This window comes from Urechidicola sp. KH5, assembly GCF_054661455.1.
This window is the reverse complement of record NZ_BAAFSW010000004.1, coordinates 174,231-197,891: the sequence shown is the minus strand read 5'-3', so window position 1 is coordinate 197,891 and position 23,661 is coordinate 174,231. Positions and strand designations below refer to the sequence as shown.

At 33.1% G+C, this 23,661-nt stretch carries 19 protein-coding genes; 9 read left to right on the top strand and 10 right to left on the bottom strand.

What is annotated here, in order from left to right:
* Positions 1 to 143 precede the first annotated feature (143 nt).
* From ACYQ5R_RS11925 to ACYQ5R_RS11910, 4 genes are all read left to right on the top strand, one after another.
* Positions 144 to 1,322, top strand: a complete 1,179-nt coding sequence (locus ACYQ5R_RS11925; RefSeq protein ID WP_460191182.1) for a DcaP family trimeric outer membrane transporter — start codon at positions 144 to 146, stop codon at positions 1,320 to 1,322.
* Between the two features lie 5 nt (positions 1,323 to 1,327).
* Complete coding sequence (gene glsA, locus ACYQ5R_RS11920; protein WP_460191181.1) at positions 1,328 to 2,356, top strand: glutaminase A; 1,029 nt, start codon at positions 1,328 to 1,330, stop codon at positions 2,354 to 2,356.
* 125 nt (positions 2,357 to 2,481) lie between these two features.
* Entirely contained in the window at positions 2,482 to 3,555 is a 1,074-nt protein-coding gene (locus tag ACYQ5R_RS11915; protein ID WP_460191180.1) for an alpha/beta hydrolase family protein, read from the top strand.
* Between the two features lie 90 nt (positions 3,556 to 3,645).
* The gene (locus tag ACYQ5R_RS11910; protein ID WP_460191179.1) at positions 3,646 to 4,116 is read left to right on the top strand and encodes a hypothetical protein; all 471 of its coding nucleotides are present in this window, start codon (positions 3,646 to 3,648) and stop codon (positions 4,114 to 4,116) included.
* Between the two features lies 1 nt (position 4,117).
* On the opposite strand, the gene ACYQ5R_RS11905 is transcribed toward ACYQ5R_RS11910, so the two are convergent.
* The 7 genes from ACYQ5R_RS11905 to ACYQ5R_RS11875 all read right to left on the bottom strand — a co-directional run bounded on the left by ACYQ5R_RS11905 (position 4,118) and on the right by ACYQ5R_RS11875 (position 11,027).
* Positions 4,118 to 6,823 (bottom strand): carboxypeptidase regulatory-like domain-containing protein, encoded by a 2,706-nt coding sequence (locus tag ACYQ5R_RS11905; RefSeq protein ID WP_460191178.1) that lies wholly within the window; start codon positions 6,821 to 6,823, stop codon positions 4,118 to 4,120.
* A 44-nt stretch (positions 6,824 to 6,867) separates the two neighbouring features.
* Entirely contained in the window at positions 6,868 to 7,689 is an 822-nt protein-coding gene (locus ACYQ5R_RS11900; protein ID WP_460191177.1) for a GLPGLI family protein, read from the bottom strand.
* A 172-nt stretch (positions 7,690 to 7,861) separates the two neighbouring features.
* The gene (gene ftsY / locus ACYQ5R_RS11895) at positions 7,862 to 8,815 is read right to left on the bottom strand and encodes a signal recognition particle-docking protein FtsY (RefSeq protein ID WP_460191176.1); all 954 of its coding nucleotides are present in this window, start codon (positions 8,813 to 8,815) and stop codon (positions 7,862 to 7,864) included.
* A gap of 136 nt (positions 8,816 to 8,951) precedes the next feature.
* Positions 8,952 to 9,104 (bottom strand): DUF4295 domain-containing protein, encoded by a 153-nt coding sequence (locus tag ACYQ5R_RS11890; protein WP_460191175.1) that lies wholly within the window; start codon positions 9,102 to 9,104, stop codon positions 8,952 to 8,954.
* A 45-nt stretch (positions 9,105 to 9,149) separates the two neighbouring features.
* Entirely contained in the window at positions 9,150 to 9,335 is a 186-nt protein-coding gene (gene rpmG / locus ACYQ5R_RS11885; RefSeq protein ID WP_460191174.1) for a 50S ribosomal protein L33, read from the bottom strand.
* 30 nt (positions 9,336 to 9,365) lie between these two features.
* A complete protein-coding gene (gene rpmB / locus ACYQ5R_RS11880) occupies positions 9,366 to 9,605 on the bottom strand; it encodes a 50S ribosomal protein L28 (protein ID WP_460191173.1) in 240 nt (79 codons plus the stop codon).
* Between the two features lie 183 nt (positions 9,606 to 9,788).
* Entirely contained in the window at positions 9,789 to 11,027 is a 1,239-nt protein-coding gene (locus tag ACYQ5R_RS11875; RefSeq protein WP_460191172.1) for a competence/damage-inducible protein A, read from the bottom strand.
* Between the two features lie 86 nt (positions 11,028 to 11,113).
* Here ACYQ5R_RS11875 and ACYQ5R_RS11870 point away from each other — a divergent pair, with 86 nt between their 5' ends.
* Both ACYQ5R_RS11870 and ACYQ5R_RS11865 read left to right on the top strand, forming a co-directional pair.
* The gene (locus ACYQ5R_RS11870) at positions 11,114 to 12,016 is read left to right on the top strand and encodes a carboxylesterase family protein (RefSeq protein WP_460191171.1); all 903 of its coding nucleotides are present in this window, start codon (positions 11,114 to 11,116) and stop codon (positions 12,014 to 12,016) included.
* Between the two features lie 36 nt (positions 12,017 to 12,052).
* Entirely contained in the window at positions 12,053 to 13,297 is a 1,245-nt protein-coding gene (locus ACYQ5R_RS11865) for a mechanosensitive ion channel family protein (protein WP_460191170.1), read from the top strand.
* A 103-nt stretch (positions 13,298 to 13,400) separates the two neighbouring features.
* Here ACYQ5R_RS11865 and ACYQ5R_RS11860 read toward each other — a convergent pair whose 3' ends face one another.
* Complete coding sequence (locus tag ACYQ5R_RS11860) at positions 13,401 to 14,009, bottom strand: fumarylacetoacetate hydrolase family protein (protein WP_460191169.1); 609 nt, start codon at positions 14,007 to 14,009, stop codon at positions 13,401 to 13,403.
* 25 nt (positions 14,010 to 14,034) lie between these two features.
* The gene (locus tag ACYQ5R_RS11855) at positions 14,035 to 14,874 is read right to left on the bottom strand and encodes a 1,4-dihydroxy-2-naphthoyl-CoA synthase (RefSeq protein ID WP_460191168.1); all 840 of its coding nucleotides are present in this window, start codon (positions 14,872 to 14,874) and stop codon (positions 14,035 to 14,037) included.
* A 162-nt stretch (positions 14,875 to 15,036) separates the two neighbouring features.
* Here ACYQ5R_RS11855 and ACYQ5R_RS11850 point away from each other — a divergent pair, with 162 nt between their 5' ends.
* Positions 15,037 to 17,409: a GAF domain-containing protein gene (locus ACYQ5R_RS11850; RefSeq protein ID WP_460191167.1), complete on the top strand. Its 2,373-nt coding sequence runs from the start codon at positions 15,037 to 15,039 to the stop codon at positions 17,407 to 17,409.
* A 2-nt stretch (positions 17,410 to 17,411) separates the two neighbouring features.
* On the opposite strand, the gene ACYQ5R_RS11845 is transcribed toward ACYQ5R_RS11850, so the two are convergent.
* Positions 17,412 to 18,653 carry a Pycsar system effector family protein gene (locus ACYQ5R_RS11845; RefSeq protein ID WP_460191166.1) on the bottom strand — a complete coding sequence of 414 codons (1,242 nt, stop codon included), beginning with the start codon at positions 18,651 to 18,653 and terminating at the stop codon, positions 17,412 to 17,414.
* A 117-nt stretch (positions 18,654 to 18,770) separates the two neighbouring features.
* On the opposite strand from ACYQ5R_RS11845, the gene ACYQ5R_RS11840 reads away from it, so the two are divergent.
* Complete coding sequence (locus ACYQ5R_RS11840; RefSeq protein WP_460191165.1) at positions 18,771 to 22,421, top strand: metallophosphoesterase; 3,651 nt, start codon at positions 18,771 to 18,773, stop codon at positions 22,419 to 22,421.
* Positions 22,422 to 22,448: 27 nt separating this feature from the next.
* On the top strand, positions 22,449 to 23,603 hold the full coding sequence (locus ACYQ5R_RS11835) for an alpha/beta hydrolase-fold protein (protein WP_460191164.1): 1,155 nt from the start codon (positions 22,449 to 22,451) through the stop codon (positions 23,601 to 23,603).
* The last annotated feature ends 58 nt before the right edge of the window (positions 23,604 to 23,661 follow it).

Sequence of the window (23,661 nt, the reverse complement as noted above, 5' to 3'; positions counted from 1 at the left end):
GCAAATAAGATATTGTTTTACTTCTAATTTTCTATTTAACAATATTTTAGCTATTTTTAAAGGTGTATTGAATTAATACTTATAAATTAATTTCAATATACAAATTCAATAAAATAATTGCTTTGAGAATAAATATTTCCTTTTTGAATAGTACTATTTTTTTCATTATTTATGTAATATCAATTACCATAAATAGTCAAACTACGGCAAATATATATGGGCATGTTATGGTTGATATGGGTTATAATACCGGACAAATTAATCCTGATTGGTTTGATGTTTTAAGACCTACACAGTTATCTTCGTTTGAAAACCAATATGCTCCTGATGGCGAAGTTTACTATAGTGTACGACAATCAAGATTTGGTACCTTGGTGAATATACCTACAAAAAATAATGATATTAAACTGATTTTTGAATGGGAATTATTTGGTGTTGGTAGTAATGTTGGAGAAACAGCATTCAGACTAAGACATGCCTACATAGAATATGGTAAATGGGGAGTAGGACAAACAAATAGTCCGTTTATGGATATGGATGTTTTTCCAAATACGCTTGAATATTGGGGGCCTAATGCTATGGTATTTTTTAGAAATATACAACTACGCTATATGCCAATACAGGGAGAAACTCGTATGACATTAGCATTAGAAAGACCTGGAGCCTCTGCGGATGGTGGAATTTATACGGATGCCATAGCATTGACAGATGTAAGGTTTCGATTTATGGTTCCAGATTTAAGTATCGAATATCGACAAGCAACTTCTTTTGGTTATGTAGAATTGGCAGGTATCTTGCGATATATAAGTTGGGAAGATGCCAGTTCCGAATTTTTTGATCTTTCAGGAAACGCTTTAGGTTGGGGACTTAATCTATCTTCTCAGATTAAAATAAATAATAATGGTTTATTTAAATTTCAAAGTGCTTTTGGTGAGGGCATACAAAACTATATAAATGATGCTGGTGTGGATATTGGTGTTGTAAATCAACCAGGAAATGTGCGTACACCAATACAAGGAGAAGTTATGCCTGTATGGACAATTATGGGATTCTATGATCATAACTGGAACTCAAAATGGTCAAGCTCCCTAGGTTTTGGATATGTGAATGTAGATGTTTCAGAGGGACAAGATCCATCTAGTTTTAGAAAAGGACAATATGCTTTGCTAAATACGTTATTTTATCCAATACCAAATTTTATGACAGGAATTGAATTACAATATGGAGCTCGAGAAAATTTCTCTGATAACTGGTCCACTTCCATTGTAAAAGTGCAAGCATCTATAAAATACAGTTTTGATATTAAACTTAATAAAAATTAATTGCTATGAAAATTTCAAAATCTTTCGTCATTTTTTTATTGATTCTTTTAATTTCTGATCAGTTCATATGCTATTCCCAAAGTGAAATAAGCGTTGATGATAATAGTATAAAAGAAGCTCTTGATTCAGCTTATGTAAAGTTTAAAGACTTAAATAAAGGTGAAAATGCTAATTACATACCCGCACTTGCAGAAGTTCCATCAGAGTTATATGGAATCGTAATAGTTACAGCTGATGGCCGCATTTTTAAAATAGGTGATGTAAATTATAATTTCTCCATACAATCAATATCTAAAGTATTTACAATGGCTCAAGTTGTTGAAAAAGATGGGCCACAAATAATTCAAGATAGTGTTGGTGTTAATCCTACAGGTCAAGTATTTAATAGCATTTATCCTATAGAACAGCATAAAGGCAAAGGCATCAATCCATTTGTAAATCCTGGGGCAATTGCAACAACATCTTTGGTAAAAGGAGCATCTTATGATGAGAAGTTTGATAAAATTTTGAAAATTCATAGTGATTTTGCAGGAAGAGATTTAAAAATTGATCAGGTGATTTATGAGAGTGAAGCGGCAACAAATGGTAGGAATCAAGCGATATCTATGCTTCTTAATGCATATGGAAGAATTTATTCAGACCCCTTAGAGTCAACAGATATTTATACAAAACAATGTGCTATTTCTGTAAATACAGTTGATTTAGCCACTATGGCGGGAACCTTAGCTAATGGTGGTATTAATCCACTTACAAAATCGTATGTGGTTTCCTCCCAAACAGTTTCTTATGTACTTCCCATCATGACAGTTGCCGGATTGTATGATAATGCTGGCTTTTGGTTATATCATGTTGGAATTCCAGCCAAAAGTGGTGTAGGTGGTGGAGTTATAGCTGTTGTGCCTGGTAAATTTGGAATTGCTGCTTTTTCACCACCCTTGGATGAAGCAGGCAATAGTGTAAGAGCGCAATGGGCTATTTATGATGTTGTATTAAGATTAGGAGTAAACCCCTATTTAATTCAGCCAATTAAATAAATTAAAATAAGACCATTGCTAACATGGTCTTTTAAGTTTGACTACCTTTATAAAACAACTGAAACCCCACCTTAATGCCAACAAAATTTCTATTTTGGTATGCTATTTAAACTGTTTCAATCCCCATGAAAAAACTAACACTTGTACATCTATTCTTTGCTTTCACTATTTCTTTAATAGCGCAAAAAAATAGACCTCAGGAACCTAAAGAACCTTTTAATTATACCATTGAAGAAGTTGTATTGAATAACACCAAAGATGGTGTTAAACTTGCAGGCACACTCACCTATCCTACATCTGGCACCAATTATCCCGCAGTTCTATTGATTAGCGGTAGTGGAGCACAAGATCGTAATTCAGAATTAATGCAACACAAACCCTTTTTAGTAATTGCAGATTACTTGACAACTAATGGCATAGCAGTGTTAAGAGTTGATGATCGTGGCATTGGTGAATCGGAAGGAAATTATAACAACTCAACATTAGAAGAATTTGTAAATGATAATCAAAGTGCGCTAAACTTTCTAAAATCTCATAAAAAAATAAATCCTGAACAAATTGGCCTTATCGGTCATAGTCTTGGAGGTAATATAGCGCCTATTTTAGCGAGTAAAAATAAAGATGTAGCATTTATTATTCTATTAGCAGCCTCTGGCATTAAAGGAGATGAATTAATGCTACTACAAAAAGCTAAAATTGAGCGTAAAATGGGCGCATCAGAAATTGCCATAACCATGGGACAAACCAACATGAAAGGAGCCTATGATATCATACTCAAATCTGAGAATAACACCTCCAAATTACAAGATGATTTAGAAGTATATTTCACGAAAATATCAGGTGGTTTATTACCTAAAAATCAAATTCAAGGAATTGCTATGCAATTATCACTACCATGGCTTGTAGATTTTATTAAACTTGATCCAAAAACGGCTTTAAATAATACAAACTGTCCTGTTTTGGCTTTAAATGGCACTAATGATTTGCAAGTACCTGCAGAAGAAAATTTATCAGCTATAGAAAAAGCGTTAAACTCTAATGGCAATAAAGAGGTGACTATCAAAGAATTTGAAAATCTTAACCATCTATTTCAAAAAAGTGAAACAGGGTTACCAAATGAGTATGGGAGTATTGAGCAAACATTTGCTCCAGAAGTTCTAGAGTTTATGAGCGAATGGATATTATTGACAATTAAATAACCTGAGAAATCAACATTTCTGGAGAGAAGCAATGAGCACAGGAACAGAATATTTTATTGCATAAATAGTATTTTATAGTAACTTTAATATATGGAGATACCAAAATCTAAAGCAACCCTCATAGCCTATAGCATACCAGTTCTTATGGCACTTATAATTATTTTAGACTTCGCCTTACCAGGAACGAAGTACAATGAGGAGGTTACAAATATTGAACGTGAACGTCAGAACTATTATAATGCAGGAGGTAACTACCACTATACCTATGAAGTTGTAACACCTACTACAACTTTTACTGTAGAAGAAGATTTTGCCAAACAAGTGAAAGGAAAAGAAATTGGATATACTGTATCTCTCTTTTTTAAGGAAGTAAACAAACACTATTTATTACCAAAAGGTACTATTCGTATTCATTCTTTTAGAATAGCTACAGGGTTGGTCTATCCACTATTTGTTATTTTTATGATATTTATTGCATATCGCTACAAGAAGAATTGGGATACACTTTTATTTGTACTACAAGTAGTTTTATTGGCAGATTTGTTTTTGTTGATGCAGTAACCTACAACTCATATCGCGCTCTAAACGTTAAAAGACGTGGTTGAATAAAGATGCGTGATTCTGATACAAACAAGGTGGTTGAAGCATTGGTAATTTTAGAATCTATATTCAATAAATTGGTAGCCACCAATTCAAACTCCCATTTAGCATCGCGATTTTTTCGATATGCCATCGAGGCATTCCAAGTTTGAAAATCGTCGCTGTTACCTCCTTTCAAACGTTGACTATTATAGGTGTAATCTGAACGAATTGTTACAGAATCCCACAAATAAGCATCAACACCTACAGAAGGTGCATTCGAATAGAACGTTGTAGAATTGGTACCCTGATCAGTGGTATTCACTCTATAGGTATAACGTATATTAAAATTAGGTGCTTTTCTAAAATTTGAACGGATACCTGGTGTATAACTCTGATTAAAGCTTCTAAAAACAGAGCGTCTGGTTTCAATAAACTGATTGCTTTTGTTATAATTAAAACTCACATTTAGACTTGCTCTAATAGCACCAAATGTTCGTTGAATTCTACCAAATGCAGTAGCACTTTCATCGGCGAAACTCGAGTTGAAAAATGTATTCGTTGTAATTACATTTTCAAAAAATGTAATATTTCTTATCTGATCTATATTCTTGTTATACGACAATCGAGCGAATATATTCGTGTAATTAAAGAGATTAAAACTAGAATACAATAAACTTAAATTATGAGATAGGGCATTTTGCAATTCTGGCTCACCAAATCGTATACTACTAAAACTATTATAAACAATACCTTCCGCGAGTCTTGTAACATCTGTAAATTGATTTTGCATTGCATATCTAAAGGTTAAGCTCTCATTATTTTTTATTTGAATGCGCGTTTCAAAATCTGGAAGCACTCTAAAAAAATCTTCACTGTAATTTTCATCATATTGTTCATTACTATTACCATAACTATGTATAGAAACACCTGGAGTTATTGTAAACTTACCCTTTCTAAATCGGTAATGTGCTGCTAAATAAATATCTCTAAAATTGTATTCCACATCATTCATTGATTTACCATCATTAAATGTTGGTGTTGGATCGAACTCTGTACCATTATCTAAAAATTGAAACAAGCGCGAATCAAATTGCTGCCTGCTAAAAATAGACCCCAATGTCAAGTTTAAATTACTCTTAGTATTTATGATCCAATAATAATCCAATTTAGCATCTACTTGATTTGACTTGATACGTCTATTTTGAGCTACGTTGTAATTTTCTTGATCTTGATCTAATCCTAAAGAGGCAGCCGTAGCATCATAACTGTCTTTATCATCTATAACCGCATTGTAAAAAGGATCTTCATCTTTTAATAAATGCTGTACCTCAAGCGCAAAAATGTTGTTCTCATTTAGGGTATAATAATAGTTTAAGTTTTGACTTATACTATAAGGTGTGATATCGTCTTCTTGCAAGGTATTTCCTAAAACAGATGAAAACAAATTCTGACTTTGCTCATCTTTTGAAATACGTCCAAGTATATCGTAATCTATTTGATTGTTTACGTTAGGTTTAAAAGAACCACTAAGCTTTAAAAGACCTTGATTTGAACGTTCTTCACTGGTTTGTTCAGTTAATTCATTGGGGATTCCAATATCTGAATCGGTGTATTGTTTTATGGTACGCTGTTTAGAATTCACCAAAGTACTATTAAATATGGCAAATCCACTAATATCCAGTGTTGGCTTTACAGCCCAACTAAAATTAGAAGCCGCCAAGGCATTCTCAATAGCAACTGCATTACTTTGGTTGGTTAAAAAATTAAGACTATTATCGCCTAAATTCAAATTGGTACCACTTGTTCGACTTGGAGCCCTAAAACCACCACCAAAACCTCTTAAATCACGAGGTGTTAAAACAACATCTCCAATATTATTGAGGTCTCCAATAAAATTAAAGGTAAACTCAGGGTCGTAATAAAATAGCTTTGGTTGTACTAAATACAATCCTTTTTCATCAGCCGAAGTACCTGCTCCTCCTGTGATATTTCCAAACCAAAAGTTTTCTTTCCCTTCTTTTAATTTAATGTTGAGGGCAACATTGTCACTATTATTGGTAACATTTCGCAATTGACCAACCTCTGCATAATTACGCAGTACTTGAATTTTATCTACAGCATTTGATGGGATGTTTTTTGTAGCTAATTTGGTGTCGCCGTCAAAGAAATCTTTACCATTAACCATTAATTTGTTAACCACCTTTCCTTCTACTTCTACTTGTCCATCTTGATTAATTTCAACTCCGGGTAACTTTTCTAAAACATCTTCTAATTTACGTTCGGATCCATTTTTAAAAGAATCGGCATTGTAAACAATGGTATCCCCCTGCACAGTGACGGGCATTTCATAGGTAATCTCTACCTCATCTAAGGCATTGTCTGGTTGCAAAACAAAATTCTTTGTAATTGCATCTTGCTGGGTTGTAAGTTCTTCTTCAACACTAGCCATACCTATATAACTTACTTGAAGAATATAAGTTGTATTGGCTTCTAACTCCAATTTATACAATCCCTCCTCACTTGTAAACCCATAAGACTCTAGGCTGTTTGTAGCCTTATTCATAGCTACCACATTGGCTAATTCAAGTGGATTTCCAATACTATCTTTGACAGCACCAGTAACTTTGATTTGGGCATTTAATAGGAAAGAACTAAATACGAATACGCAAAGAAAAATTGATCTCATAACAACAAGGTGATCGCGTTGGTTAATTAAAAAGTTTATAGCTCTTAATTGCTTCTTCTACCGCGCATTCTATTATTGCGCATTTCAATCATTTTGCTGGAAATAATTTCTTGGTACTCAGCTTTGGTAACTTCTTTACCTTTTTCAGGTATTTTGATTTTTGTTTTCTCGTCCGGATTCATAACAATTTTCGAGCATAGCATTGTAGTATTGCCCATACTAACTTCAAGTATCAAACCAGGTAATCCCCAATATTCCAGAGGACCTTGATTTAATGGTATTTGAGGCGTATACCACGCCACTACCTCACTCATTTCAACTTCTGGTTCTTCTCCTTCTTCGGTTTCATTATTTCTTAATTGACCCCAAGAAAAATCATACCATGTTAAATCTTTAGTAGGTATCATAGCAGTTGCCTTTAAACATAAGTATTCACCAATTTTTTTAGATTCTTTACCTATGTTCCATTTAATTTCTAATAAATCATCTTTCACTAAAAATTGTCTTCCATAAAATTCCTGTTTTTGTAAAAGCGTATTTTGTTTTACGTTTTTATATTGAGCTCCAGGTGAGAAGTTTTTGCCCCAAGAATCGGTTGCACCAGAATAGGCATCAACTTTTTCTTCTTCTTTAAAAACAGATTCCTCTTTATTGAATGTTAGTACATACGTTTTTTCAAGTCTATTCTTTAATCGTTCGGCAATTTGTTTTTTTTGAGCTTCACTCATCGTTGCACCAAACCTTCCAAGTTCAAGTGTTGATTTAGAGAAGTAATAAGCTTTTCCTTGAAAATCTTGTGAGTTCGCTGTTAATGGAAGGAGCACCATTAAGGCCATAAAAATTTGTGTGGTAAAAAAAGTTTTCATAATCTATTGGATGTTTGTTTTGTTCAACAAATATACACTATAAGTTAGACAAAACAATTTTTGTTACGAAAAATTTAACATTTAGATACTTCTAATGATGCGCAATTCTAGCTTCTAGAAAATAAAAAAGGACTTAAATATTGTAGCCCTTTTGATATTATATTATGAATTTCTACTTAAAAAAGGAGTCTACAAACTCAATCTTATTAAAGACTTGTAGATCATCGATTCCTTCACCAACGCCAATGTACTTAACTGGAATCTGAAATTGGTCTGAAATACCAATTACAACGCCTCCTTTTGCAGTACCATCTAATTTGGTTACTGCTAATGAAGTTACTTCTGTAGCCTTGGTAAATTGTTTTGCTTGTTCAAAGGCATTTTGTCCGGTTGAGCCATCTAAAACCAATAATACGTCATGAGGAGCATCTCCAACAACTTTTTGCATTACACGCTTAATCTTCGTTAATTCATTCATTAAGTTTACCTTATTGTGCAATCTACCTGCAGTATCAATAATTATTACATCTGCATTATTAGCTACACCACTTTGCAAAGTATCGAATGCCACAGATGCAGGATCTGAACCCATATCTTGACGTACAATAGGCACATCTACTTTATCTGCCCAAACCTGAAGTTGATCTATTGCTGCTGCTCTAAAGGTATCGGCTGCACCTAAAACAACATTTTTACCTGCCTTTTTAAATTGAGAGGCTAACTTACCAATGGTTGTTGTTTTACCAACACCATTTACACCAACTACCATTAAAACATATGGTTTATTATCTATAGGAACAGTAAACTCCGTTTCATTACCACTATTCGTTTCAGATAACAATCCCGCAATTTCTTCACGAAGAATCGAATTTAATTCATCCGTACCTAAATATTTATCTTTAGCAACGCGTTCTTCAATTCTTTCAATGATCTTAAGCGTGGTATTTACACCTACATCAGAAGAAATTAGCACTTCTTCTAAATCATCTAAAACATCATCATCTACTTTAGATTTACCTGCAACGGCTTTTGATAGTTTAGAAATAAAAGAAGTTTTAGATTTCTCTAAACCTTTATCTAAAGTTTCTTTCTTCTCTTTTGAAAATATTTTTTTAAAAAAACTCATGTTTCTTATCGTTAGTTAAAATATTGATGGAGTTCGTGTTTCTATTAGAAAGTGTAGTAAACACGAACAAAGATAACACAAAAAAGGCTACTTTCTATTAAGAAAATAGCCTTGATATATTTGTATAGAATGTGACTTACTTCTTGTTAAAAAAGTCGTTTACTTTTGTTGGATCCATAATAGCCTCAACAAATGTGTAAGCACCGGTTTTAGGTGATTTTACCATTTTGATAGCTTTAGATAAACGCTTAGATCCTGTTTGTAATGATGCTACTGCCTTCTTTGCCATGACTTATGCTTTTAGTTTGATGTTTTCTTCTCGAAAAGATCGTAATTATTTAATTTCTTTATGAACTGTCATTCTCTTTAAGATTGGATTAAATTTCTTAATCTCTAATCTATCTGGAGTGTTCTTTTTGTTCTTAGTTGTAATATATCTAGAAGTACCAGCCATACCTGTAGCTTTGTGCTCAGTACACTCTAAAATAACCTGAATTCTATTTCCTTTACCTTTTGCCATCGTATTATATCTTTAAATGATTGAGGAAAATTACTTCGTTAAAAAACCTTTTTCTCTTGCTTCTTTAATTACAGCAGAGATTCCTTTTTTGTTGATATTCTTTAAAGCAGACGTTGATACTTTTAAAGTAATCCATTTGTCTTCTTCTGGAATATAAAAACGCTTTGTAATTAAATTAGCGTTGAATTTTCTCTTAGTTCTGTTCAATGCGTGAGACACATTGTTCCCAACCATTGCTTTCTTACCTGTAAGTTCACAAACTCTTGACATTTCTATACTGTTTTATTGTTATCTTAAAACGAGGTGCAAAAATATGAACATTTTTACAAACTCACAAGACAAATTGTAGTATTTTTTTGTCTCTTTATAAAAACGTTACAATCGTCGACAAAGATAGGAAAAACAACCGTTTCAATCATCCATTCTAATTTAGAAATTATTCTTCCTTTTACTCTATTTCAAATGCTGTCTTATAAGTTCAAATGCCTTGTTAGCACTTCGATTAATTACCTTTTCTCTTGGCTGACCAAAATTAAACTCTTCAGAAATCACACCTGTGGGCGTTGCAATAGCAATAATTACGACTCCAACAGTTTTATCAGTATCATCTGTAGTTGGACCAGCATTTCCACTTGTAGCAATTGCAAAATCAGTCTGAAATTTCGATTGCGCACCTAATGCCATTGCTTCGGCAACCTGAGTACTAACAACAGAATATTTCTGTATTAATGCACTATCAACATTCAATTCTTGTTCTTTTATTTCTTTGGTATATGCCACTAAACTTCCTTTAAAATAATTTGAAGCTCCAGGAACGCTCGTCAGTAATTTCGCGATTGTACCACCCGTACAACTTTCGGCAGTTGCAATAGTATATTTTTTATCAGATAATTGTTTGGCAACGGCAACCTCAATTGTTTCCTCCTCTTCCATTCCAACAATGATATCTCCAATCAACAATTTTAATGATTCTAACTGCGCCTTTAATTCTTCAAGCAATCTATTTTTATCTGTTCCTTTAGCAGATAAACGCAAACGAACCCTACCATATGAAGGCAAATAGGCTAACTTTATATACGATGGTAATTCATCTTCCCAAGACTCTATTTTTGCAGCTACCATACTCTCACCCATTCCATAAGTTAAAACTGTTTTATGAATAATGTGAGGTAATTGAAAAGTTTCTTGAATCATTGGCAATACACTATTTCCAATCAAACCACGCATTTCATAAGGAACTCCAGGTAAAGAAACAGTAACTTTCCCATTTTCAAAAAACCACATCCCTGGAGCAGTACCATAATTATTTTGTAGTGGTGTACATTTTGTGGGAACTAAAGCTTGCATTCTGTTTACTTCGGTAAACGGGTAATTGACTCTTTTAAATAGAGACTTAATATGGTCAACTATAGATTCATTTATGGTCATATCAGAATCAAAATAAAAAGCCAATGTATGTTTTGTTATATCGTCTTTGGTAGGACCAAGACCTCCAGTAAGAATAACAATATCTGCATTAGCATGGGCTTCTTTTAAGGACTTTAGAATATGATCTCGATCATCTTGTACCGAAGTAATTTGATAAACGGAAACACCAATTTTATTCAGTTGTTTTGCAATATACTGTGAATTTGTATCTGTAATTTGACCAATTAAAATCTCATCGCCAATGGTAATAATTTCCGCCTGCATGGAGTTACTTTGAAATAAACTACAAAAATAACCAAAGTAGTCGGAGTAGCCAATAATAAGTATTTTTGGAAGAAACAAATCAAACCATGAAACGACTTTTCTTACTTGTATTTCTAATTTCTACAACAACCTCATTCAGTCAAACATCAGAAGAGCAATTATTGCGTATTCCATATAAAAGCTCGTTTGATAATACAAGCCGCGAATATTTCGTGTATTTGCCAAAAGGATATAAAGACAATACAGATAAGAAATGGCCTGTTCTCCTGTTTTTACATGGCAACGGAGAAAGGGGTAATGGCAAAGATGAACTAGACTATGTTATGATTCATGGACCGTTGTATGAAGCTTGGGTTCAAAAACGTGATTTACCTTTTGTAATGATTGTTCCACAATTGCACATGATGGGGCAAGATACAATTGCCACATATATAGGCAACAGAACTAGAGATCAAATTCCTGTAAGGTTAAAAGAAGGTGTTCCAGAAAGACCAGAATATTTTGGTATCGAAGGGCCACTTGATGGCGTTACCCCTGCAGATAGTGTTTTTAATATGAATAGAACCCCTGCGGGTTGGGATCACGTTGAATATGACCTTATTTCTATGTTAGACAATACTTTAGCAAATTTTAATACTGATGTAGATAGAGTTTATATATCTGGTTTAAGTTATGGAGGGTTTGGAACTTTCTATATAGCAAGTCATTATACCGATAGATTTGCAGCTATGAATCCTGTAGTTGGCTGGGGATCTCCTGAACAAATGAAAACTATTGCAAAAGCACAACTACCCATTTGGGTATTTGCAGCTGGTTATGACCAAGCAGTAAAATGGGAGCACTTCTACCCTGGTCTGAATGCTTTAAAAGAATTTGGTCACAAAGATGTGAGATTCACAATTCATGAGGATTTAAATCATGATGCTTGGAAACGCATTTACGGAGGATGGGATATTTATGCATGGTTATTAGAACAAAAAAGAGAGTAGAATTTTACTACTTTTGTTTTCCTAAATTTCGATTTTATGCAAAAATACGCACACTATTTCTATGATAAACTTATAACCTCAGGTGTAACTGAAAGTTTAGCAACACACCTAAATATGATGATACTTTTAGTAGCATTACTGTTTGTTCTTTTTACAATTGATTTTATTCTTAGAAAAATAATTATTGCAGCTTTTAATCGCTTTGCTGAGAATACAAATACTGATTTTGACAATCTGCTTGTTAAAAATAAAGCACCAAGAAACATTGCGCATATTATTCCTGTAATTGTTGCTGATAGTATGCTAAATACAGTGTTTATAGATTTTCCTGAAACAGCGATTTTTTTAAGTAAAACTGTAGAAGTCTTTGGAGTATTATTGGCCCTTTGGATTGTCCGAAGTGTTCTAAATACATTTAAGGACTATTTCAAGACCTTACCAAGATTAAAAGATAAACCAATTGACAGCTACATTCAAGTAGTTATGATTTTTGCATGGATTGGAGGAATCATGTTTGCTACAGTATTGGTAACAAATACATCTATTGTAGGTTTCTTTGCTGCATTAGGAACTATTTCTGCTGTTATAATTTTAATTTTTAAAGACACTATTTTAGGGTTTGTAGCGAGCATTCAGGTTGCCACAAACGATATGGTCCGAATTGGTGATTGGATTACCTTTCAAAAATTTGGTGCAGATGGTGATGTAATAGAAATTAACCTTGCTACTGTTAAAGTTCAAAACTTTGATAAAACCATTACAACCATACCTACATACGCCTTAATTTCAGATTCATTTAAGAATTGGCGTGGTATGAGTGAATCTGGTGGTAGACGTATTAAAAGAGCATTAATAGTACAACAAGAAAGTGTACAATATCTTACTGATGAACAAGTGGAGAAATTGAAAGAAATTCAATTATTGACAAATTATTTAAATACAAAACAACAAGATATTGCCGAACATAATGAGCGAAATAAAATTGACAAATCACTTTCTATTAATGGTAGAAATCTCACCAATATGGGAGTATTCAGAAAATACATGCAAAGTTATGTAGAACAGCATTCTGCTATTAATGAAGAAATGACCATAATGGTCCGCCAGTTGGCTCCAACAACCCAAGGTATTCCAATTGAAATCTATGCTTTTAGCGCAGATAAAGTTTGGAAAAATTACGAATATATCATGGCTGACATCTTTGATCATTTGGTTGCAGCAGTGAGGTATTTTGATTTGAAATTGTTTGAATTACCAAGTAATACAACATTTAGGAATTAGTTAATAGTTATCGGTAAAATAGCTATTTACTTCAATCAAAGACATTAAGTTCAACTCCTTCGACTTTAGACTGTAGACTTTAGACTTTAGACTTTAAACAAATTTACTTTACTTTAATTCTAAAATTTTCTTTTCCTTCAAGAGTTCCAACTAGCACATCGTTGGGCTTCACACTTCCAACACCAGCAGGAGTTCCAGTAAAAATTAAATCCCCTTTTTTAAGGGTGAAAAATTGAGAAACATACCCTATCAACTCATCAATTTTCCATAGCATTGCTTGAGACTCACCATCTTGAACCAATTCTTCATTTTTAAATAACTGGAATTTAATATTACTTAAATTGAATTGTTCTTTTGAAAAAAATTCTCCAACCACAGCACTTCCATCAAATCCTTTGGCTTTTTCCCAGGGCAAACCTTTGGCCTTCAATTTGGATTGTAGTTTACGATCTGTAAAATCGATTCCCAAACCAATTTCATCGTAGTACTTGTGTGCGAACTTAGGCTCTATATGTTTACCAACCCTATTAATCTTAACAAGCAATTCCACTTCGTAATGAATGTTATCGGAAAATGGTGGAATAAAAAATGGATTTTTCTTTGGTAAAATCGCAGAATCTGGTTTTAAAAACACCACCGGTTCATCTGGTCTTTCATTTGCCAATTCTTCAATATGTTTTGCGTAGTTACGCCCAATACAAATAATTTTCATCTACTTCTATCAAATTATATTGTTGTTATGGAATCCATTTTTTATCAAAATTCGGTTTACGCTTTTCTAAAAATGCATTTCTACCTTCTTTTGCTTCATCTGTCATGTAAGCCAAACGTGTAGCTTCTCCAGCAAACACTTGCTGACCTACCATACCGTCATCTGTAAGGTTCATAGCAAATTTTAGCATTTTTATAGAAGTTGGAGATTTTGCCAAAATCTCTTGAGCCCACTCATATGCTGTATCTTCTAACTCATCGTGGGGAATAACTGCATTTACCATTCCCATTTCAAAAGCTTCTTGTGCAGAATAATTTCTTCCCAAAAAGAATATTTCGCGCGCCTTTTTCTGCCCCACCATTTTTGCAAGATACGCTGAGCCATATCCTCCATCAAAGCTTGTAACATCAGCATCAGTTTGTTTAAAAATAGCATGCTCTTTACTCGCCAAAGTCAAATCACAAACTACGTGCAAACTATGTCCTCCACCAACTGCCCAACCTGGAACCACAGCTATCACAGCTTTCGGCATAAACCTAATTAAACGCTGCACTTCTAGAATATTTAATCTATGATACCCATCTTCTCCAACATATCCTTGATGCCCTCTCGCCTTTTGATCTCCACCACTACAAAAAGAATACACACCGTCTTTCGCAGATGGCCCTTCTGCAGACAACAAGACTACTCCAATAGAAGTATCTTCATTCGCATCGTAAAAGGCATCATATAATTCACTAGTAGTTTTAGGTCTAAAGGCATTACGCACATTTGGTCTGTTAAACGCAATTCGAGCTACACCATTACATTTTTTATAGGTTATATCTTCGTATTCTTTAACCGTGACCCAGTTTGTTTCGCTCATAAATCGTGATTTTTAAAGTGGTAAAAATACAGTATTCTATTGTAAATAGAACTATTTAGGAATGTACAAATTGCGTGTAACTCATGTTACGTGGCGATGCCTATTTTTATTGTAACTTTGTTGAGAATTTTACGACCATTTTTATTCAATAATTAAATAGCCATGAAAATCATTTCTTCTTCTTTCTCAAAAAATAATGAGTTACCTTTAAAACTCAAATTGAGTTTCGAATCCATTTACGAACATATGGAGAAAATTGCTTCAGACCCTTCTCATGTAATTCATGAAACTGGCAAGGTACTATTAGAAGAAATGAATCAATACCCATTGTTACGCCATGGTTTTGAAGACTTTGAAAAACTAGAAGAATACAAAACTCAAATTGATAGACTGTTAAATTTTGTGTTTCCCGAGATGTTAACCACAAATGAAATTAAGGCTGCTAGTATTCCCTTTGAATTTACAACCTTTAAATTCTCACAACGTTTTTTAAAAATCATAGAAAATGCCGGAGAGGATTTTCAAATGGAGCTAAGAAGTTTTGATGAGTCTAAAATGTATATCATGGCATGTACGTTTATCATGGCTTTTCAGTACGGATTTAATGTGGACAATAAACGGCCTTTTTATTTTGATATACCAAATAAAAAAACTGGCTTTTTGCATCATTACCGCGCTTTGTTTAATGGTGATTTCTTTTCTGTAAAAGCTTTAGAAAAAGCACCTCCATTATCCGAAGAAGATATGTGGGAGCTTTTAGACAATTATGAGAACTTAGAGATGTGGAAAGAAAAATTCCCTCCAAATAGCTATGAGTTTAAAGGCTTCGGATTGATGAATTTGGTTGATGTTACATCAGACCAAATAATATCTAACATCAAAGAAAACTTGCTCAAAAAAGACCAAGAAGCTGTAGAAGAAGTAGAGAATAATGTCTCGTTTTTATTTGGCTCTAAAGACATTCAATTCGAATTTTCCACCTATGCTGTTGAGCATGGTAAATTGGTATACAAAGAGATTAACCAAAATAGAAAGTTTCAAATTTTTGATGAATTTAGTGAGAATTGTGATGGCTATTTTTGTGACCATATTATTAAAACAGTATTTGAGGATCGCAAGATTGTTGCCGTTTCTGATTTAGAATTATATGCCAAAAACACTGAAAATAATGGGTTCTCTCAGACCTTATTAAATCAAGGCTTTAAAAGTGCCATGCTAGCTCCTATTGAACTTTCTGAAGATATATTTGGAGTTATGGAGTTGGTATCTCCACATAAATATGAATTAAATTCAGTTAATGTAGAAAAACTGAAAGATGTAATACCAGTATTTAAAATGGCTGCTTTAAGATATATGGAAGAAAAAGACCATCGATTAGAAGCTATAATTCAAGAATACTACACTTCATTGCACCCTTCTGTTAAATGGAAATTTAACGAATCTGCAGAACAATTTGATTTAAATACAGCTATCAATGCTCCATTTAAAATTGACGAGATTGTCTTTGAAGATGTGCTACCATTATATGGGCAAAGTGATATTAAAGGTTCTTCTGTTGCGCGTAACACAGCCATTCAAAAAGATTTGCTATATCAGTTAGATTTAGCTACAAGTGTTATGGACGCCGCTATTTTACATGCAGATTTACCCATATATAGTGATCTAAAATTCCGTATTTCAGAATATGCAAAAAGCATCTCTAAAGAATTAGATTCAGGAGACGAATTAAGCCTATCCTATTTCCTAAAAGAAGAAATTTACCCAGTTTTTAATCATTTAAAATCTTTAAATAGTACTTTAAAAAAAGTAGTTAAATCATACATGAGTCAAATCGATGACAAACTACATGTTGTCTACAACGAACGTAAAAAATATGAGGAAAGTGTAAATTTCTTAAATGAAAAGATGGCATTATTCATAGATAAAAAACAGGTTGAAGCCCAAGCCATGTTTCCACACTATTTTGAGCGCTATAAAACAGATGGAATTGATTACAATATGTACATCGGCCAAAGTTTGGTGAGAAACAAAAAATACGACAAGCTTTATCTAGATAATTTGAGATTATGGCAGCTACAAATGATGTGTGAGTTAGAAAATATAGCTCATAATCTAAAATCCGACTTAACGCATCCGTTGGATATAGCATCTTTGATACTAGTTCATAGCACCCCATTGACCATTAAATTTAGAATGGATGAAAAGAGATTTGATGTTGATGGTGCATACAATATTCGATATGAGATTCTCAAAAAACGAATTGACAAAGCCCATATTAAGAATTCTAACGATCGCTTAACGGTCCCTGGGAAAATTGCCATAGTTTATAGTCAAGAAAAAGAAAGTGAAGAATACTTAAAATACATAAAACACCTTCAAACTAAAAACTTTATCGGTAAAGAAATAGAACATTTAGAAATTGAAGATTTACAAGGTACAACTGGTTTAAAAGCCATTAGAATTCCAGTAGTCTACAAAAAAACTAAAGGCGAGATTACCTTTAATGACTTGGTAAAGGTAATAGAAGGAGAATAATCTTAAATTAAAATTGCCAAAGCTGAATCAGCTTCCATTTCGAGAGCGGCAAAAGAGATCAAAAAGGATAAAACAGAAATAATTATTCCCACCATAAAAATGGTGTAAGCCACTCTCAGCATCCTATATTTCTTATTAAGAACAATACCCAAGAAATATAAATCTTTCATTAATGATTGATACAAATAGGTCCTATCTTCAATTAATTCTTCCATACCAGCTATGTATTCATCCAGCGGCATCTTATGAAAATTACCAAAAAACAATAGATTCACCTTTTTATTTTCAACATCTTCTTTTGTAAACATTCCAGACGTAATTTTTGGCCTTGTAGACAAAATTGAAAAAATCATGGTTACCACAGTTATTCCAATAAAAATTAACGTTGGATAAATTAAATATGAATTATCTGGTTTATCTAATTTTGGAAACAAATTTGTTAAAGCAATAGACAGTGTTATGGCACTAACTGAAAGTAAAATATTGGCTTTAGTATCTGCAATATCGCTTAATTTAATATGGTTTCTAAGAGTAACCCTAAAAACCGTCTCAACCCCTCGACTGGGTTTATCTTCTTTTTCTTTCTTTTTAGATGCTGCTGTTCTTTTTAATTTCTCCTTTTCTTTTAACTGAGCTGATTTAGCTTCCATTTTCTTTAAATCTTTTTTAATCTTTAATAGATTTAAATCTTTCTGCTGTTGCAATTTTTTATAAGCTGCATCTGTAAAAAAACTATGTTTCTCTAAAAAATTTTGATTGGCAATCAACCATTCTACATCTGTAAATTCCTTTTGCAAAAGCTCCAGCTTCTCTGCTCGAACTAAGTTGGTAATCTTTGAAAAGTTTTCAGTTCCAAAATGATATAAATCTGCATCACAAATAATCTCCTCTAGCAAACCGTTTGGCTTTTGGGGCATTTTTGTAGCAATTATAATTGCTGCTACCTTTTCAATAATAGCTGAAGTAACCTTTTGCTCCCTTAAAAATTTGGTTGCAATTACAACGCTCTCCTCCTCATGATTCTCTGCTCCTTTTACATAACCAGTATCATGAAACCACGATGCCAATTGCAATAATTCCATATCAGATTCAGAAACACCTAAATCCTTACCAAATTCATATGTGGCATTTACTACTTGTAAGGTATGACTATAATTATGGTAATAAGCACTAGTAGGCAAGTCATTTTTAAATAATTCAAAAACTTTTTGCTGAGATGCTTTTAATAAATCATTTTCTAACATTCTAGATATTTTATTTAATCAAATGTACAAATATTATTGTACTTTTAGTTCTCATTTTTCAACAGCATGATTCGAATAAATCGTATTAAACTTTCGCTTTTAAGCAGCTTATTTTTAATGATTAGCTGCGCAACTTTTGAAACTCAAATTTCTTCAGATTTTCAATCAAAAAATGACAAACTAGCTAAAAATGATGCAATTGAACATACCTTCTATTTATTAGGTGATGCCGGAAAACTTTCTGAAGAGACTAGTAAACGTAATTTTTCTGTATTAAAGGAAGAATTACAACAAGCAAATGAAAATAGTACTATACTTTTTCTGGGTGATAATATTTACCAACATGGTATGCCAAATAAAAACGATCCGGATAGAGAAAGAGCGGAGCTTATTCTTGACGCACAAATAAACCTAGTAAAAGAATTTCAAGGACATCCCATTTTTATTCCTGGAAATCACGATTACTATAACAATGGTATTGAAGGTCTTGAAAGACAAGCAAAATATGTTACTAACGCTCTAGACGATAAGAAAGTCTTTTTACCCGAAGATGGTTGTCCTATTGAAAAAGTAACAATTTCAGATAATGCAGTACTCCTAATTATTGATTCGCAATGGTATCTTGAAAATTGGGACAACAACCCGAATATGAATGATGCTTGCGAGATTAAAACACGCACTCAATTTTTTGACGAGTTTGAAAGTCATGTAAAAAAGAATGCCGGCAAAATTATTTATGTAGCCATGCACCATCCTATGTTTTCAAATGGGCCTCATGGTGGACAATACACTTGGAAAAGACAACTTTATCCTTCTGATAGTGGACCTCCGCTACCAATTCTTGGCTCTATAGCTAACTTCGTTTTAAAAACAAGCGGAATTTCTCCACAAGACATCCAAAACAAATTGTATTTAGAATATCAAAAACGTATTGTAACCATAGCACAAAGAGCAGACAATCTCGTGTTTTTATCAGGTCATGAACACAGTCTTCAATATTTAATTAAAGATAATAAACCACAAATTATTAGTGGTGCAGGTTCTAAAAGCACTGGTGTTCGAAACAATGCGAATGGAGGAATTTTCTCCCACAGTGGGTTAGGCTATGTTAAATTAACCCAGTTTAAATCAGGTGCAGTTTGGGCAAGTTTTATTGCAGAAGAAGAAGGGCAGCAAAATATTTTATTTAAAACAGAACTTTTTTCTTCTCCAGACTCTTACGAAAAAATTCACCAAGAAACAGGATTTGAACCTTCAACTACTTCATCAGTTTATAGACCTGAAGAAACTAAAAAATCTAAGGCTCAGAGTGCTTTACTAGGTAAACATTACAGAGATGTATACAGCAAAACGGTTAGGGTGCCAATTGTACAAATAGACACTCTTTTTGGTGGTTTAACACCTATAAGAAAAGGTGGTGGTATGCAATCTAGATCCTTACGTTTGGTGCATAAAGAAACTGGCAAGGAGTACGTTATGAGAGCTATTCGAAAAAGCGCGACTCAGTTCTTTCAAGCTGCTGTTTTTAAAGACCAATATATAGAAGGTCAATTCAATGAAACATATACAGAAGAATTGATGTTTGACTTGTATACTACGGCACATCCATACACTTCTTTTGCTATTGGAACCATGGCAGATGCTATTGATATATATCACACCACACCTACGCTCTATTATATACCGAAACAAAAAGGGCTTTTACATTATAATGATGAATTTGGTGATGAGCTCTACATGATAGAAGAAAGACCAACAGACGGTCATGGTGACTTAAAGAATTTTGGATATTCAAATGAAATTATCTCTACCAGAGATATGCTAAAGAAATTACGAAAATCAGATAACAATACGGTTGATGAATCTACTTACATTAGAGCGCGCTTATTTGATTTATTAATTGGTGACTGGGATAGGCACCAAGATCAGTGGCGTTGGGCAGCATTTCAAGATGGTAAAAAAAAGGTATACAAACCCATACCAAGAGACCGTGATCAAGCCTTTTCTAAATTTGACGGTATTCTATTGCAAACCTTGAATAGAGTTGTTTACGATGTTGGAAAAATGCAAAGTTATAAAGATGATATTCGAAATATTAGAAAGTTCAATATTTCTGGATATCCATTAGATATTGCTTTAATTAATGAAGCTACTTTTAATGATTGGCAGGAAGAAGTTGAGTTCATTCAAAAAGAGTTAACTAATAATGTTATTGATGCTGCATTTCAACAATTACCTGTTGAAGTACAAGATCATCATATAGATGAAATCAAGCAAAATTTAAAGATCCGTTTAAAGCGATTAAATGAAATCGCTAAAAGATACTTTGAAGAAGTATCTAAATATGTCGTTGTAAAAGGTACAGATAAAGATAACTGGTTTGTAATAGACCGAAAATCTAATGGGGACACCTTTATTCAAGTATTTAACATTAAAGATGATAAAAAAGGATCTTTAATTCATGAAAAACTATATCTCAATGATCTAACAAAAGAAATATGGGTATATGGTTTAGATGATGACGATATTTTTGAAGTAATTGGATCCGAAAAAAAAGTGAAACCTCTTGTTCTAGTTGGTGGACAAAATCACGATGAATATCATATTTCTTCGGGTAAGAAAGTGAGAATGTTTGATTTTAAAAGAAAGAAAAACACTTTTACTACCAATAAGGGTAGAAAAAAACTAACAAACGATTACGAACTCAATCTTTACGATTATAAAAAGCTGAGGAATCGAAAAAATTTGTTGTTGCCTATGATTGGGTTTAACCCCGATGATGGTGTTCGATTGGGTTTTACAAATAGTACGAGTATTTATGGCTACAATAGAAACCCCTTTTCACAAAAACATATCGTAAAAGCCTTCTATTATTTTGCAACCAACGGTTTCGATGTTCATTATACCGGGGAGTTTGCCAATATATTTAAAGATTGGAATTTTATGCTAGAAGGTAAAATTACAAGCCCAAATTACAGTATCAACTTTTATGACTACGGTAATGAAAGCACCAATTTTGAAGATGAATTTAACGATGATTACCATCGTGTTCGTTTCAGCGCATACGGGGCATATCCATCTTTAAAATGGGAAGGTAGAATGGGAAGTATCTTTAAAATTGGTGGTGTTTATGAAAGCATCGAAGTAGAAAAGACTCCAGGAAGATTTATTGAAACATTACCAAATGTTTCAGATGAACGTCAGTATTTTGTAGGAGGTCAAGCCTCTTATATATTTGAAAATTCAGACAACAGCGCATTCCCTACGCTAGGGTTTCATTCGCAACTAGATCTAGGCGTAAAAACTAATATAGAAGAAAATTATACATTTGGTTATGTTATTCCGTCTCTTGGTTTTGCCTATAAATTAACAGGTAACGGAAAAGTAGTTTTAGCTACAAAATTTAAAGGCCACATAATAATTGGTGATGAATATGAGTTTTATTATGGAGCTAACATAGGTGGTAAAAACGGTTTAAGAGGCTATAGAAACCAGCGTTTTATTGGTGATAAGGCGTATTATCAGAATACAGATGTTCGTTTTGATTTAGGTGGATTTAAAACCGCTGTATTACCAATGAGAGTTGGATTATTTGGAGGTTTTGATTACGGACGCGTTTGGCTTGACGGAGAAAACTCCAATGATTGGAAAACCTCATATGGAGGTGGCTTATGGCTTATTGGAGCAGATATGATAAATATAAATACATCAATATTCGGATCAAAAGATGGAGCTTATTTTAGTTTTGGTCTTGGATTCGGATTTTAAATAAAAACAACTTAAACCCCAATAACTATGAAAATCCTAACCACTTTAATTACATTATTTGTAATAACCTGCAGTTTTGCACAGCAATCTTTTACACATCAATTACAATCAGATTATTTAGGTGAGACAAGAGATCTTAAAATTTACATTCCGCCTTCTTATGAGATGGATTCAACAAGATATTATCCTTTAGCGGTTGTATTAGATGCAGAATATATGTTTGATGCCTATGTTGGCAATTCAGTATTATTCGCTCAAAAAGAAAAAGCGCCTGAACAGATTGTTGTTGGAATTTCTCAAAAAGACAGACAACGTTATTCAGATTGTGCATATGACAAAACGAATAGTATGCCCGTGCAAACTTCTGATAATTTTTATCGATTTATACGTGCTGAATTATTAAATTACTTAGAAGCAAACTACCGTATTTCACCATTTAAAACGATTGTGGGCAATACACTAACCGCAAATTTTACGAATTACTTTTTTATTGAAGATACCCCTGGATTTAATGCATTTATTAATCTGAATCCCTATTATGCAGCCGATATACCAAATGTTGTGGTTTCTGAAACCGAAAAAATTAAGAACAACAATTATTACTATTACATGTGCAGCGGTTCTTATTTATCTCCTAAAAGAGCTGGAGAAAATAGAAATATTGCAGAAATGTACGGCACCATTACTAACGAAAAATTCAAGTTTAAATTCGATAGTTTTGATGGTTCAGACAAAGTAACATCAATTGGAATGGGTATGGCCAATGCTATGGCGCATATTTTCGGAATTTATGCCCCTATTTCTAAAGAAGAATTTGAAAATACCATTAAAGAAATGTCGCCTCCAGATGCCATTGCATATTTAGAAAACAAATATGTAGAAATCGAATACCAATTTGGAGCAAATCTCAAAATTAGAGAACGAGACATCTATGTGGTGGAGCCAATAATTTTAGACAAAGAAGATGGAGAATATCTGAGAGATTATGGCGAAATGATTTTCAAGTTATACCCAGACTCTCCTTTAAGTGATTATTATATAGGCATGGACTACGAAATGCGAGGGAAATATAAAAATGCACTAGAGGCTTATAAAGAAGGGTATATGAAAATTACGGGTAGTATTGAAGATGCCGATGCCTTTTATAAAAACATCGAGCGCGTTTCTGCTAAAGTGAATTAAGGCATTATAACATATTTCAATTAAATTTTGAGTGCGTAAAAAATTGTATTTTCGCACT

Excerpts from the sequence above, each read along its gene's own strand:
- glsA (WP_460191181.1), top strand. The coding sequence starts at position 1,328 with ATGAAAATTTCAAAATCTTTCGTCATTTTTTTATTGATTCTTTTAATT.
- ACYQ5R_RS11915 (WP_460191180.1), top strand. The coding sequence starts at position 2,482 with ATGAAAAAACTAACACTTGTACATCTATTCTTTGCTTTCACTATTTCT.
- ACYQ5R_RS11910 (WP_460191179.1), top strand. The coding sequence starts at position 3,646 with ATGGAGATACCAAAATCTAAAGCAACCCTCATAGCCTATAGCATACCA.
- ACYQ5R_RS11905 (WP_460191178.1), bottom strand. The coding sequence starts at position 6,823 with ATGAGATCAATTTTTCTTTGCGTATTCGTATTTAGTTCTTTCCTATTA.
- ACYQ5R_RS11900 (WP_460191177.1), bottom strand. The coding sequence starts at position 7,689 with ATGAAAACTTTTTTTACCACACAAATTTTTATGGCCTTAATGGTGCTC.
- ftsY (WP_460191176.1), bottom strand. The coding sequence starts at position 8,815 with ATGAGTTTTTTTAAAAAAATATTTTCAAAAGAGAAGAAAGAAACTTTA.
- ACYQ5R_RS11890 (WP_460191175.1), bottom strand. The coding sequence starts at position 9,104 with ATGGCAAAGAAGGCAGTAGCATCATTACAAACAGGATCTAAGCGTTTA.
- rpmG (WP_460191174.1), bottom strand. The coding sequence starts at position 9,335 with ATGGCAAAAGGTAAAGGAAATAGAATTCAGGTTATTTTAGAGTGTACT.
- rpmB (WP_460191173.1), bottom strand. The coding sequence starts at position 9,605 with ATGTCAAGAGTTTGTGAACTTACAGGTAAGAAAGCAATGGTTGGGAAC.
- ACYQ5R_RS11875 (WP_460191172.1), bottom strand. The coding sequence starts at position 11,027 with ATGCAGGCGGAAATTATTACCATTGGCGATGAGATTTTAATTGGTCAA.
- ACYQ5R_RS11870 (WP_460191171.1), top strand. The coding sequence starts at position 11,114 with ATGAAACGACTTTTCTTACTTGTATTTCTAATTTCTACAACAACCTCA.
- ACYQ5R_RS11865 (WP_460191170.1), top strand. The coding sequence starts at position 12,053 with ATGCAAAAATACGCACACTATTTCTATGATAAACTTATAACCTCAGGT.
- ACYQ5R_RS11860 (WP_460191169.1), bottom strand. The coding sequence starts at position 14,009 with ATGAAAATTATTTGTATTGGGCGTAACTACGCAAAACATATTGAAGAA.
- ACYQ5R_RS11855 (WP_460191168.1), bottom strand. The coding sequence starts at position 14,874 with ATGAGCGAAACAAACTGGGTCACGGTTAAAGAATACGAAGATATAACC.
- ACYQ5R_RS11850 (WP_460191167.1), top strand. The coding sequence starts at position 15,037 with ATGAAAATCATTTCTTCTTCTTTCTCAAAAAATAATGAGTTACCTTTA.
- ACYQ5R_RS11845 (WP_460191166.1), bottom strand. The coding sequence starts at position 18,653 with ATGTTAGAAAATGATTTATTAAAAGCATCTCAGCAAAAAGTTTTTGAA.
- ACYQ5R_RS11840 (WP_460191165.1), top strand. The coding sequence starts at position 18,771 with ATGATTAGCTGCGCAACTTTTGAAACTCAAATTTCTTCAGATTTTCAA.
- ACYQ5R_RS11835 (WP_460191164.1), top strand. The coding sequence starts at position 22,449 with ATGAAAATCCTAACCACTTTAATTACATTATTTGTAATAACCTGCAGT.